This window comes from Chitinophaga jiangningensis, assembly GCF_900142605.1.
Classification (GTDB): Bacteria; Bacteroidota; Bacteroidia; order Chitinophagales; family Chitinophagaceae; genus Chitinophaga; species Chitinophaga jiangningensis.
This window is the reverse complement of the sequence record NZ_FRBL01000004.1, coordinates 88,979-102,187: the sequence shown is the minus strand read 5'-3', so window position 1 is coordinate 102,187 and position 13,209 is coordinate 88,979. Positions and strand designations below refer to the sequence as shown.

The 13,209-nt window shown below is 49.9% G+C and carries 11 protein-coding genes; 10 read left to right on the top strand and 1 reads right to left on the bottom strand.

Annotated features, from left to right (window positions below; all coding sequences use genetic code 11):
- Positions 1-77: 77 nt before the first annotated feature.
- Positions 78-575 carry an anthrone oxygenase family protein gene (locus BUB18_RS10675; protein WP_073080612.1) on the top strand — a complete coding sequence of 166 codons (498 nt, stop codon included), beginning with the start codon at positions 78-80 and terminating at the stop codon, positions 573-575.
- 2 nt (positions 576-577) lie between these two features.
- On the opposite strand, the gene BUB18_RS10670 is transcribed toward BUB18_RS10675, so the two are convergent.
- Complete coding sequence (locus BUB18_RS10670) at positions 578-1,567, bottom strand: GlxA family transcriptional regulator (protein WP_073080610.1); 990 nt, start codon at positions 1,565-1,567, stop codon at positions 578-580.
- A gap of 111 nt (positions 1,568-1,678) precedes the next feature.
- Between BUB18_RS10670 and BUB18_RS10665 the strand changes: the two genes are divergently transcribed.
- The 9 genes from BUB18_RS10665 (at position 1,679) to BUB18_RS10625 (ending at position 13,147) form a co-directional block, all read left to right on the top strand.
- The gene (locus tag BUB18_RS10665) at positions 1,679-2,269 is read left to right on the top strand and encodes a dihydrofolate reductase family protein (protein ID WP_073080608.1); all 591 of its coding nucleotides are present in this window, start codon (positions 1,679-1,681) and stop codon (positions 2,267-2,269) included.
- An 86-nt stretch (positions 2,270-2,355) separates the two neighbouring features.
- Entirely contained in the window at positions 2,356-3,423 is a 1,068-nt protein-coding gene (locus BUB18_RS10660) for a serine hydrolase domain-containing protein (RefSeq protein ID WP_073080607.1), read from the top strand.
- A 335-nt stretch (positions 3,424-3,758) separates the two neighbouring features.
- Entirely contained in the window at positions 3,759-4,760 is a 1,002-nt protein-coding gene (locus BUB18_RS10655; protein WP_073081315.1) for a GlxA family transcriptional regulator, read from the top strand.
- A 24-nt stretch (positions 4,761-4,784) separates the two neighbouring features.
- A complete protein-coding gene (gene gap / locus BUB18_RS10650) occupies positions 4,785-5,765 on the top strand; it encodes a type I glyceraldehyde-3-phosphate dehydrogenase (protein ID WP_073080605.1) in 981 nt (326 codons plus the stop codon).
- A gap of 209 nt (positions 5,766-5,974) precedes the next feature.
- Positions 5,975-6,880, top strand: coding sequence for a hypothetical protein (locus BUB18_RS10645; RefSeq protein WP_073080603.1), 906 nt, complete (start codon positions 5,975-5,977; stop codon positions 6,878-6,880).
- 200 nt (positions 6,881-7,080) lie between these two features.
- Positions 7,081-7,956 (top strand): LytTR family DNA-binding domain-containing protein, encoded by an 876-nt coding sequence (locus BUB18_RS10640; protein WP_073080602.1) that lies wholly within the window; start codon positions 7,081-7,083, stop codon positions 7,954-7,956.
- A 109-nt stretch (positions 7,957-8,065) separates the two neighbouring features.
- Positions 8,066-10,810 (top strand): TonB-dependent receptor, encoded by a 2,745-nt coding sequence (locus tag BUB18_RS10635; RefSeq protein ID WP_083549749.1) that lies wholly within the window; start codon positions 8,066-8,068, stop codon positions 10,808-10,810.
- Positions 10,811-10,822: 12 nt separating this feature from the next.
- The gene (locus tag BUB18_RS10630) at positions 10,823-12,097 is read left to right on the top strand and encodes a parallel beta-helix domain-containing protein (protein ID WP_073080598.1); all 1,275 of its coding nucleotides are present in this window, start codon (positions 10,823-10,825) and stop codon (positions 12,095-12,097) included.
- Positions 12,098-12,109: 12 nt separating this feature from the next.
- Positions 12,110-13,147 (top strand): SO2930 family diheme c-type cytochrome, encoded by a 1,038-nt coding sequence (locus BUB18_RS10625; RefSeq protein ID WP_083549743.1) that lies wholly within the window; start codon positions 12,110-12,112, stop codon positions 13,145-13,147.
- The last annotated feature ends 62 nt before the right edge of the window (positions 13,148-13,209 follow it).

Genomic DNA, 13,209 nt, shown 5'->3' with positions numbered 1-13,209 from the left:
AGTTTTATTTTTCTTTAATGTTCTTAGGAAATAATTACCAACTTTTCTTACCTTAACTACCTATCCAACACACTAACATGAAATCGAACCGCGCTATGATCACCCTCCTCTTATCACTGCTCTTCCTCGGCCTCATGGCCGGCCTGTTCTACTCCTGGTCAGTTTCAGTGATGCCTGGCATCACCAAACTAAACGACATCCAATTCCTCTCCGCCATGCAAGCCATGAACAGAGCCATCCTCAACCCACTCTTCCTCATCCCATTCATCGGCACCGTTTTTCTCCTCCCATTTGCTACCTGGCAACAAGCCAGTCAACCCGCCTTCTACTACCTGCTCGCCGCATCAGTACTCTATATCGCAGGGGTGTTCGGCGTTACCATCACCGGCAACGTACCTCTCAACGATTCTCTCGATAAATTCAACCTGGTAAACGCTACAGCCGAAGCATTGGCCGCGCAAAGAAGATTATTTGAAACACCCTGGGTTAACCTCCACACCATCCGCACCATCTGCGGCATACTGGCATTCGCCTGCGGCCTGATAGGGCTATACCAGGCCGCCGCAAATAAATAATATTATACCGCCGCTGCAGCCGCAGTCTTGTTGTACTTGTTACGATACTCAATAGGAGAGAGCCCCGTCACCTTACGGAATATAGTACGGAAAGCCTTGATGTCGGCATACCCCACGTCATACATCACCTCGCTGATGTTCTTCCGGCTGCTCTCAAAACTCTTCTTCGCTACCTCTATCTTCACCCGCTGAATATATTCAGTAACCGTATTGCTGGTAGCCTTCTTAAACCGGCGCTCCAAACTACGACGGCCCAATGCCAGCATGTTCGCCAGCTGATCCACCGTCACCCGATCAGAAAAGTTTTGCTCAATAAACTCCTGCGCCTTTTTTACCGGCTCGTCCTCATGGGCCTTCTGCCCCTGGAACATAATAAAGGGCGACTGACTATCCCTGTCAATATCAATCATGAAAGTTTTTGCCACCACAATCGCCACTTCCCTGCCTGCATATTTCTCTACCAGGTACAACAACAGATTTAAATAGGAATACGCACCGCCACTGGTATATATACCTTCTTCCTCCGTTAAAATACGCTCGTCCACCACATCCACATTCGGATACATCATCCTGAAATCCCCTACGGACGCCCAGTGCGTAGCACAACGCCTGCCATCCAGCAAACCCGTGCCGGCAAGGAAAAATGCACCAATGCAATAACTGATGATCTCCGCACCCTTCGCATATTGATCTTTAATCCATGGAATAAATTTCTGATTCAGCCGTAACGCCTCCTGCGGATCCTGATGCATCGCAGGTATAACAATCATATCGGTTTTCCTGACCTGATGTACCAATGAGTCAGGCTGAATGGTGAACACACCATTACGCTGCGTTGATAAATTCGATATCCCTACAAAGTGTACATCAAAAATAGGATCGCGATCCATGCGCTTTAAGATGGTGTTCACTTCTGTTAAAATATGCCAGGTGCCTTCGATATTCGATAAACTGCTGGCACCAAAAGGGATCAAGATGGATACGTGTTTCATACGCTAAAGTTAGGAAAATATTTTGTCGGGATCAACCCACAGGATTGTCGCAAATCCGCCCTAATTGTAAGTTATAACATCTTTAAATTTGCATTGACTAATACTTTATTCATGCGAAAAGTTGTAGCGCTGGCATTTGTGACCCTGGATGGTTTTACCACCGGCCCCAATGGTGAAACCGATTGGCAGCTGCATAACTTCAATGAAGAAATGGGAGAGTTTATCTTTGAATCTTATGAAGATGCGGATTTACTCTTACTCGGCAGATACACCTACCAACAGTTCGCCGCATACTGGCACCACCAGTACAATAAAAATCCGGAAGCAGCCCGCATGAATAACACACACAAAATTGTGTTTTCCACCACGCTAACGGAAGCTACCTGGCATAATACCCGCCTCATCGCCTCCAACATTACCCAGGAAGTAAATGCACTCAAACGCCAGCGTGGCAAAAACATCGCCATCGTAGGCAGCACCGGCCTGATCCAAAGTTTTACCAACCTCGGCCTCATCGATGAATACCGGCTGCTAATTTACCCGGTACTGCTGGGCAAAGGCCGCCGCCTGCTACATAACATCCAGGATACCCAACAACTTACGTTTATACGTTCCCGTATCTTCAGCAACGGTGTTATGCTGGCGGTATACCAGCCGGTAAAGCAGGCATGTATCTTTAACATCCTCTCCGCAGCCTTATAAAAGACCACCGCCTGTTTAGGCATGATCGGAAATCATCCTAAAAAAGTGAACAAAAGTTCTCACCTTGCAGCTGCTTTTATTTTTTTATGAAGATATTAATCCTGCTGCTTACCATAGCAACGTCCCTGCCGGCATTTGCACAACGCCATGCACACCTGGCCGACAGTATCCGTACCGCTGCCAACATCCCCGAACTGAGCTACGCCGTTATATCCGATAATGATATGATAGAGGTGTACTATGCCGGCACCAGAAAAGCAGGCACCAATATGCCAGCCCGCAGCACCGACCGCTTCCGCATCGGCTCCAACACCAAAGCCATCACTGCATTTATGATGGACCGCCTCCTGCAGGCAAAAGGGATTTCGTGGCAAACCGAACTACACGAGCTTTTACCGGAGCTTAAAGGGCAAATGAACCCAGCCTACACCCACATCTCCCTGGAAAACCTCCTCAGCCTCCGTGCACCCCTGCCTGCATATACCTACACCAACACCACCCCGGATAGCAGCTATTTTACTGGCAACTCCGCCGAACAGCGCCGCCAGTTCGCCACCTGGTTGCTGCAACAGCCACCCATCACCGCCGAAGGCCCGCTGTTCTATACCAATGCCGGGTACATAGTAGCTGGCTTATGCATGGAACACCTTAGCGGCAAAACCTATGAAGAAAACCTCGCCGACCTCAACAGACTCCTGCATACCCGTTTCAGTACCGGCAGCCCCAACACCGCCGATAACACACAAACCTGGGGACATAACGCTAACGCACAACCGGTGCCGCCCCCGGATAATTATAAACTCAACTGGCTCATGGCCGCCGGTAATATCAATACTACCCTCACCGACTATACGAAATTTATACAACTGCAACTAAAAGCCTTTAAAGGGAATTCCAGTATCCTTACAATCATTACCGCCAACTACCTGCTGTTTGGTTTCGACACCTTCGCCATGGGGTGGTTCTGGGAACGCAATGCCAATCAACATAAAGAAGCACACAACCTCGGGAATCCGGGCGACCTCCTTACGGCTGTACACATCATACCGGCAGTTAACCGCGGCTATATCGTATTTGCCAATTGCCAGACGGATGCAGCCACGGAGGCTATTAACTACCTGATTAGTGTGCTGAAAAAAGATTACGGAGAATAATATCCCTTGTGACCGAAGGTCACAAGGGAAAGGTGCGTCCGCCGCCAGCGGACGCACACCACCTCCAAAGACCAGGCACCGGCCTTAACTGCTTTGGTGCACCTAAGTTTGCAACAAACAACAAAACACAATTCTTTGCTGCTTACCTGCTTTGCTGCTTTGCGTGCAAAAAAGACCGCGCCCTGGCGCCGAAGGCGCCTAAAAGGCCAATAAGTTTTTGCGAGCTAATTGCAAACTCCCGCGAGAAGCATACCGCTTGGCAGAAACTGTATAATTTTTGTCATTGCAGACATACCGGCCAGTTAGTACTTTTGAAGTATCAAACAAAGCCGCATATGACACAGCATCGGAAATTAGTTGTTTTAGTGGTACTTCCCGACAGCCGCCTCCTCACCATGGCAGGCCCCGCAGATGTCTTTTCCTTCGCACAATCCATGCTGGCAGCACAGAAAGGTCCTAATTTCCAGTCGTATGAGCTCGTGGTGGCAAGCGCACTGCCAGGTAATCATATTCGCATGAACAGCGCCGCCGACCTGCTGGTCACCACATCTCTCCTGGATATAAAAAGACCCATAGATACCCTGATCATTACCGGGCATAACCTGCCAAAGAATGATCCGGACACCGACCGCTTTTACCGCTGGCTGCAGCGCAAAGCACCCTCCATCCGCAGAGTAGCCAGCGTATGCGTTGCCACCTACGTGCTGGCAAGGGCAGGACTGCTGCATAACAAGTGCGCCACCACCCACTGGGAACGCTACGAACACTTCCAGCAAACTTTCCCGGATGTAAAAGTGGACACCACACCCTTCTTTATAAAAGACGGAAATATTTATACCGCCGGCGGCGTCACCTCCGGCCTGGACCTTGCGCTGGCCATGGTAGAAGAAGATTATGGCCGCGACCTCGCCCTGCAGATCGCCCGCAAACTGGTGATCCACCTCAAACGCCCCGGCAATCAAAAACAGTTTGGAAGTCTATTGCCCGACTATGAACTCAACAGCAACCTGGTGCTGCAACTGCGCCCATGGATTATGGAACATATAGCGGAAGACCTCCCGGTTGACCGCCTCGCCACCCAGGTGCACATGAGCGCCCGCAACTTTGCCCGGGTATTCCTGAAGGAAACAGGCATTACGCCCGCTAAATTCATCGAAAAGATACGGGTGGAACTGGCCAGGAACTACCTGGAAAACAGCAGCCTGGCACTGGAAGAAATAGCGCTGAAATGCGGCCTCGGCGGCCTCGTATCCATGCGCCGCACCTTCCTCCGCCACCTGGAGATGTCGCCCGGTACCTACCGCAGCACTTTCCGAACAGTTTTAGCGACTGACTGATTTATAACTTATAAACGATAGATTATGAAAATAGCCATCAATGGATTCGGCCGCATTGGAAGAATGACCATGAGAGCCCTGCTTGCCCAACCGGGAGCAGAAGTAGTAGCCATCAACGACCTGGCAGATATCGAAACCCTTGCCCACCTCTTTAAATTCGACTCCGCCCATGGCAAGTTTGCCGGCACCGTTACCACCAGCGGTAACAACCTCGTGATCAACGGACAAACCATCCGCCTGCTCAACGAAAGAAACCCCGAAAACCTGCCCTGGAAAGAATTGGATGTATATGTAGTGATAGAGTCTACCGGCCGCTTTACCGCCCGTGACCAGGCCGCCGCTCACCTTGCCGCCGGCGCTAAAAAAGTACTGATCACCGCACCGGCATCCGGTGGCGTTAAAACCATTGTAGATGGTGTAAATAATGACATCATCACACCGGAAGATACTATCCTGTCCACCGCCTCCTGCACCACCAACTGCATCGCCCCAGTGCTGCATGTACTGGATAAAACCTACGGTATTGAATCGGGCTATATGTCTACCATACACGCCTATACGATGGATCAGATGCTGCAGGATGGCCCGCACCGCGACCTTCGCCGCGCCCGCGCCGCCGCACAGTCCATCATCCCTACCACTACCGGCGCCGCTAAAGCCATAGGAGAGGTGCTGCCCAATCTGAAAGGCCGCCTGGACGGACACTCCTTCCGCGTACCGGTGATCGACGGCTCCATCGCCGAACTCACCGTGAACCTGCGCCAAACTGCCACCGTGGAAGAAATCAATGCACTCCTGCAACAGCACGCCGAAGGCGACCTGAAAGGAGTACTGGAATATACGACGGAACCATTGGTATCAGCAGATATCATCGGCAATACCCATTCCTCCATTGTGGATAGTCAGCTCACCCGCGTGATTGGCAATACCGCCAAAGTAGTGGCGTGGTATGATAATGAAGTGGGAATTTCCAACAGAATTGCTGCACTGGTTACCTCCCTGTAATAAACATTAAAAGGGCCTGCGGCCCTTTTAATGCCATAAGGCCCACCGGCGGTGGGCCTTATGGCATTAAAATAAACACTTACCGTTTGATGTGCCTTTCTCAGAAAAAAATTGTGCTATAATAAAATCCCGGCCAGCTGCGTTTTACATAATAATTTTTACTATTTGTTATATATTTGCATATCTAATCCGACAAACTCTTGTTATCCATGAAGATAATTTCCCGATACCTGGTGATATGCCTGGCCATCCTATGCTGGGGCTGTAGTGCAGAAATGGTGAGAGATGGCAGCTTCACGCTGAACCCAAATGAGTACCAGAATGCCAGTGGTACGCTCAAAGGCAGTGATAACCAATGTTTACAAACCGCTATTACAGGAACCTTTGCCACCAAAGATGCACAAACAGGTGCAGCGTTTGTTGTTGCCAACGTAAACGTGCTGGTGCCAGGTACCTACGCGATTTCTACCGACAAACAAAATGGCGTAACCTTCGCAGCCACCGGCAAGTTTACCGCTACCGGTATCCAACAGATCAAATTAATGCCGGTTGGTATTTTTGAACAGGCAGTTATTACAAACTATACCCTTTCATTCGGTAACAGCAGTTGCCCCCTGGCAATTAATGTAACGGAAGGTACAGGCGCAGGTAATCCTGGAACGGGCAATCCTGGAACAGGTAATCCGGGTACCGGTAACCCTGGTACCGCCACCGGATCTTACAGCCTGACGATTAACGGAAAAACCTATACGTCGCAACTGGCCATTTACCAGATTAATACAGCCGGCGATTTGGTAAGTATAACAGGAGTGGGTATGCAAAGCGGTACAACTAATGCTTACACGCTGGAACTTAGCCTGCCATTGACTAATGGTACCGTTGCAGTCCAGACTTATAAATCCACAGATTATGGGCCACGGTGTGCTTTTTCCTATTCCCTGGCTACCACTGGCGATGTCGCTTACCAAACGCAGGCATCCAATGGTGCAATTACCACTTACCAGGTAACTGCTTATGCTAATAATACACTAAACATTACGATAAGCGGACAAACAGTAGCTGCTGATGGCACCAAGGTAAATATCTCCGGAACAATTTCAGCGAAAGGCGTTTAATAATAACGACACTAAAATATTAAACAGGTGACACCAAAACGTGTCACCTGTTTTTTTACAGGGGAGGGGACGCCACCGGCGTCCCCTCCCCGTTGTTTTACCGGCACCGCAGTTGCCGGTAAAACAACGGGCTAAACAAAATTTAAGGCTGCCACCGAATTACAACTATTTTCTTTATCTTAAATCAAACTTCCTATGTTATGAAGACTTTGAGAGGCATTTTCCTGCTTCAGGAAGAGATGAAGCGGCCATTCACACTGCTGGATAATGCTGCCAACCGCATCGCGTTTATTGGCTTCAGCGCCGTGTTTTCTTTTTGCTTCATGTATATCTTCCTGCCATTTAACATCAATACCTGGTACGAAGGGCAGCGACTCTCTCTCATCGCCATCCTGGGAATTTTTACGCTTTGCGGCAGCAGTGCCATGATCTGTACACAGTTCGTGCTCTTCCGGCTCAAATGGCGCCGCCATATCAGCAACGCCGGCTACCTGCTGTGGGTACTTGCGGAAGTGGCGCTGATAGGTATGGTAGTAACCATTGTCAACTCTGCCATTAATACCAATATCTTCCTCACCTTCGCTGAATTTTGCTCCACCCTCCCTTACATAGCGCTGATCATTGCCATCCCATACTGTCTTTCCCTGTTATGGTTTTATACCCGCCAGAAAATCCAGGAAGTAAAAACGCTGGAACATACCAGGCAGCAGGTAATACCTGCCGATCATACCGTACAGATCCGGGATGAACATGATAAGCCGGTGCTGAGCATTCACCCGGAAAAGCTGCTGATGGTAAAAGCAGAAGATAATTATGTGCATGTTTTTTACCTCGCCGGCGCCACCATGAAAAAAGAACTGATCCGCACCTCCCTTAAAAAAGTGGAAGCTGCCATTACACCTTTTGGATTTAACAGAAGTCACCGTTCCTATATTATCAATACCTCGCGGGTAGTTTTATTCCGCAAACAAAACAAAGGCTACATCCTCCACCTCGATGGCCTCGATGATGTGGAAGTGCCAGTGTCGGGGTCCTACCTGTCATTTTTCACCGAGCGCTTTTCCCCTGCCTGCTGATTCACCCCGTATAGCACTAATTTCGCCCCAAACCCGCTGTAGTAAGCGCTTTTGATGTTGGTTTTTGAGTAATATCGCTGCAACGCCAAAATCAAAAACTACGCTCCCCATGTTAAAAGTCGCACAGTGGATTACGATGATGTTGCTGTTCAGCGCACCGCTGATGGCCCAGCAAATAATTTCCGGAAATGTCCGTAACCGGGATACTAAAGAAGTGATTCCTGCAGTTTCTGTCAGGCAGATAGATGGTAACGCGGGCGACTATACCAACGGCCAGGGTAATTTCCGTTTCACAGCACGCACGAAATTTCCGGTGCAACTGGTATTTTCCTGCATCGGTTACGAAACCCTTACCATGGAAGTCACCTCCGCCACTGCCCTCCAGGTAGTACTGGCCCCTGCCTCCGTGCTGGGGAAGGAAGTGGTAGTAAACGCCAGCCGTAATGTACAGAAGAAAATAGAGTCTCCCGTAACTATTGAAAGTATTGGTAACCGGGAAATTATCAACTCCCCGCAACCCAGCTACTACAACATGCTCCAGGGCCTCAAAGGAGTGGACATCACCACGTCCAGCCTCACTTTTACCACTGTTACCACCCGCGGGTTTAATACCAGCGGTAACACCAACTTCACCCAGGTAGTGGATGGTATGGATAACCAGGCCCCCGGACTCAACTTCGCACTGGGTGCCGCCATTGGCCTCACCGAGCTGGATGTGGACAACCTGGAGGTGCTCTCCGGCGCCTCCTCCGCGCTCTATGGCAGCCGCGGCCTCAATGGTACCATGGTGATGACGGGCAAAGACCCGTTCAAATACCAGGGACTGAGCTTCCAGGTAACCCAGGGCGTGAACCATATACAGAAAGGAAAATCCAATGACCCGCTGGGCCCTTCTCCCTATTACGACTACACGCTGCGCTGGGCTAAAAAGGTGAGCGAACGCTTTGCCTTTAAAGTAAATGTGCAATACATCAAGGCCCGCGACTGGGTGGCCGCCGATACCACCAATACCAATAGTCAGCGCTCCCGCTACCAGGACCCGAATTACAACGGGGTGAATTTATATGGCAGCAAAACCTCCGTGGATATCAACCCTTTTCTGGAAGGCGCCATGGCCATGATCCCGGACCTCGCACCGCTGATTACGCCCATGCTCGATACCGCTAACTATGTAGCCCGCACGGGTTACCCGGAATACGATTACCTCAGCTCCGATGCCAAACTGTTTAAAGGCAACATAGAGCTCCGCTATAAATTAAAACCTAAGCTGGAAGCCATTGCCAGCGCCACCTATGGCCAGGGCAATGCCGTATACAGCAACGATACCCGATATGCCCTCACCGGCTACCATTTATCCCAATACCGGTTAGAGGTGAAGTCGCCACAATGGTTTGTGCGTGCCTACACCACCATTGAAAATTCCGGTAACACCGTTATTGCCAGTCCTACTGCACAACTGATCAACGAAGCCTGGAAGCCCAGCTACAACGCCAACACCGGCGATGGCTGGTACCCGCAGTATACCAGCGCCCTGCTGGAAGCGATGGCAAGTGGAAAAAGCTATGAAGATGCCAGCTGGATGGCCCGTCAGTTTGCTGACCAGGGTCGTCCGGCCGCAGGTAGTGCGTATTTTAATCACCTGAAAGACAGCATTGCCGGGCTGCCTACCCGCGAAGGCGGCACCCTGTTTCAGGACCGTAGCCGCCTCTTCAACACCGAAGCGCAGTATAATTTCAGTAAGCTGATACCGTTTGCCACCATCATCGCAGGGCTCAACTACCGCCTCTATATGCTGGATTCCAAAGGCACGCTGTTTCCGGATGACGATGGTCCCATCCATGTAGCAGAATACAGTGCTTACCTGCAAGGCACTAAAAAAGTGATACATGATAAATTGAGTCTGAGTCTGGCTTTCCGGGTAGATAAAAATACCCTCTTCGAAAAGCCACGCGTTACCACCCGGGCATCCTCGGTATTTGAACTGGCAAAGGAAAGCTTCCTGCGTTTTTCGTACCAGAATGCGTATAGCTTCCCATCCAATATACAGGCGCTGCAATCCACCCCGGTGGACTATAACAGCTTCGCCTCCGGCGGCTCCACCAGGCTGCTCAACGGCGTATACCAGTTTGATAAATATCCGGCCTATACCCTCAGCAGCGTACAGGCTTACCAGAAATCAGAAAACCCGGATTCGCTGGTGAAGTTTATACCAAAAGACATCATGCCGCAGTCCGTAGATGCGTTTGAGTTAGGCTGGTCATCGCTCATAGGTGGTTGTGTGCTGGTAGACGTGCTGGGATATTATTCCACCTGGACTAACTTCATCGGTTACACGAATGTGGCTAACACACCCGGCACTGATGATCCGAATGCTTTTAAAGACCACAGCACCTACGTACAGTATAACATCGCTTACAACGGCGCAGAAAAAGTTAATACCTATGGCTACGCTGCCAGCGTAAGCGTGGATCTCTCCCATAATTTCCTGGCAAAAGCCAACTTTAGCTCGGATTTCCTGAAAAACCGGAACAACAGTCAGATCAATAATTTCAACACACCCAACTATAAATTCAATATCGATTTTGGCAATGAAGGCTTTGGAAAGAAACAACGGTATGCATTCAGTACCACTTTCCGTTACCGCCCGGCATATTTCTATCAGATAGGTTTCGCCAGTGGTACGGTAAATGCCAGTGCCGTGCTGGATGCACAGATCAGTTATAAATTACTGCAGGCACATTCCCGCATCAAACTGGGGGCTACCAACCTTACGAACACCTATTATCGCACCGGCTTTGGTAGCCCGGCCATCGGCGGGATGTACTATGTTTCCTTTGCTTATAATGTATTCTAAAAACTCTGCATCATGCGTATATACAATGTAATACTGGCTGGTATGGTAGCGGCTTCGCTGCATGCCTGTACCAACGGGCCCACTAACAGTGACGGCTATATCAATCACCTCAGCTTCGGCCCCGGTGAGGAAACTAAAATTGCCGAAGCGCTGCTGACCCTGAAAGATTCCAGTAAAGTGGAACTGAAAGAGGGAACCTATCATTTTGATAACCTCAGCATCGCACAGCTGAAACACATCCTCATCAAAGGTGCCGGCGCGGAAAAAACAATCCTCGACTTCTCGGCCCAGAGTCAGGGTGGGGAAGGGCTGCGCGTAACAGACGTGTTGGGCTTCACCATCGATGGGCTTACCCTGCAGGAATCAAAAGGCGACCTGATTAAAATTAATAAGAGCGAAGATGTGGTGGTATCAAATGTAAGAGCCATCTGGCAAAAGGCAGATAGTGCCAGCGGAGGCTATGCCATTTACCCGGTGTTGTGTAAACGCGTGCTGGTCGAAAACTGCTATGCACAAGGCGCTTCGGATGCAGGTATTTACGTGGGGCAGTCGGACAGCGCCATCGTGCGTAACTGCAAAGCCTATAAAAACGTAGCCGGTTGCGAAATTGAAAACACCAGCAACGCTAAAGTATACGACAACGAGTTTTGGGGTAATACCGCCGGCTTCCTGATCTTCGACCTGCCGGACCTGAGCAAACGCGGTGGCCATGTGGAAGCATATAACAACTACATGCATGATAACAACGAGCGCAATTTCGCCAAATCAGGCAGCTTCGGCAGCACCTGGGGCGTGGGCAACGCCGCTCCCGGCAGTGGCATTATTGTGCTGGCAGCCTCTGATATCAACCTGCATCACAATAAAATCATCAATAATAATTCCGCCGCTATTGCGGTGGTGTCTGGATTTTTTATCGATGAAAAGGCAGCGGAAAAAATGAACGATCATTATTTCCCGATTCCACGCAACATCAAAATACATGATAATGAAATGCAGGTGGCCGACAGCTTTCCTACAGCGGTATATGCCCACCATACGGGCAAAGTGCTCGTAGGCATTGAGCAGATGCTGAATGCACAGGACCCTTCCCGTAAAAATGCGCGGCTGCCATTTATCACCTGGGACGGGATTACAACGAATATACTTACCGGAGGAAAAGGGGTGAACCCGGATTCATTGTGCATCAGCCAGCAGCAGCCTAACCTGTTTGTAAACGCAGATGCTTTAAACATAGGCAAGCCAAGCTGGAAGCCTACTACGGATGTGACGCCTTATGTGTGTAAATAAATTTTATTGCTTATGAGAATGTGTTATGTGATGGCTGTAATGCTATTGGCGTGTATAAGCTGCAATAATGGGGCGCAGCAAAAAAAGGGACCTTTCCAGTTCCTGGACAGGTTGTCGGATTACCATTTTTTTGAAGGTGATCTGAAATTATTACAGCCACGTAAGGGAGTAACCAGTTATGAACTGGCCACTCCCTTATTTACTGACTATGCGGTGAAGGACCGGTTTATTGTACTGCCCGAAGACAGTGTGCTAACCTATGCCGGCGACGGACTGCCGCAGTTTCCTGATGCCACTTTCATCATCAAAAATTTTGCATATACGGATACACTGCATCAAAAGGTGATGATTGAAACCCGGCTGCTGTACAAGGACCCGTACGATCATGGCTGGAAGGTGATGAACTACCTATGGAACAAGGAGCAAACGGAGGCGGAGCGCTGGCTGCTGGGCAAGCGCATCCCCATTACCCTGCTGGATGATAACGGGGAGGCACATACTACCCTTTACCAGATGCCTAACACGAATGATTGTAAACGTTGTCATATAAATAACAGTACGCTCACGCCTATTGGCCCTAAGTGGCGGAACCTGAACTTCACGCGGGCGGGGCATTCCCAGAACCAGCTACAGGCATGGGCAGGTATGGGCCTGATCAAAAATTTGCCTGATCTGAAGCAGGTGGCAGCCTTACCGGTATGGACGGATAGTGTACACCACTCCGTGAATGATCGTGCCCGTGCTTACCTGGATGTAAACTGCGCGCATTGTCATATCAGGGGAGGAGATGCATTTAATACAGGGTTGTTCCTGGATTATGAAAGTACCGCGAAGGTGCCCGGTGTGCTGAAATCTCCTGTGTCTGCCGGTGGTGGCGCCGGTGGGCTGGATTACGATGTGGTGCCGGGGGATGCAGCCAACAGTATTTTGCATTACCGCATGAACAGTGTGGAACCTGGTACAGCCATGCCGGAGCTGGCGCGCACACTGGTGCATAAGGAAGGAGTGGCGCTGATAGCGGCATGGATCAATGAGATGCCGAAGCGGTAGACGCGATCTTTTTTGCACGCAAAGCAGCAAGGCAGGTAAGCAGCAAAGGATTTTGTATTGTT

Bases quoted from the DNA above. Each gene is read 5' to 3' on its own strand.
- BUB18_RS10655 (WP_073081315.1), top strand. From the start codon at position 3,759: ATGACACAGCATCGGAAATTAGTTGTTTTAGTGGTACTTCCCGACAGC.
- gap (WP_073080605.1), top strand. From the start codon at position 4,785: ATGAAAATAGCCATCAATGGATTCGGCCGCATTGGAAGAATGACCATG.
- BUB18_RS10645 (WP_073080603.1), top strand. From the start codon at position 5,975: ATGAAGATAATTTCCCGATACCTGGTGATATGCCTGGCCATCCTATGC.
- BUB18_RS10625 (WP_083549743.1), top strand. From the start codon at position 12,110: ATGAGAATGTGTTATGTGATGGCTGTAATGCTATTGGCGTGTATAAGC.
- BUB18_RS10635 (WP_083549749.1), top strand. From the start codon at position 8,066: ATGTTAAAAGTCGCACAGTGGATTACGATGATGTTGCTGTTCAGCGCA.
- BUB18_RS10670 (WP_073080610.1), bottom strand. From the start codon at position 1,567: ATGAAACACGTATCCATCTTGATCCCTTTTGGTGCCAGCAGTTTATCG.
- BUB18_RS10630 (WP_073080598.1), top strand. From the start codon at position 10,823: ATGCGTATATACAATGTAATACTGGCTGGTATGGTAGCGGCTTCGCTG.
- BUB18_RS10640 (WP_073080602.1), top strand. From the start codon at position 7,081: ATGAAGACTTTGAGAGGCATTTTCCTGCTTCAGGAAGAGATGAAGCGG.
- BUB18_RS10665 (WP_073080608.1), top strand. From the start codon at position 1,679: ATGCGAAAAGTTGTAGCGCTGGCATTTGTGACCCTGGATGGTTTTACC.
- BUB18_RS10660 (WP_073080607.1), top strand. From the start codon at position 2,356: ATGAAGATATTAATCCTGCTGCTTACCATAGCAACGTCCCTGCCGGCA.
- BUB18_RS10675 (WP_073080612.1), top strand. From the start codon at position 78: ATGAAATCGAACCGCGCTATGATCACCCTCCTCTTATCACTGCTCTTC.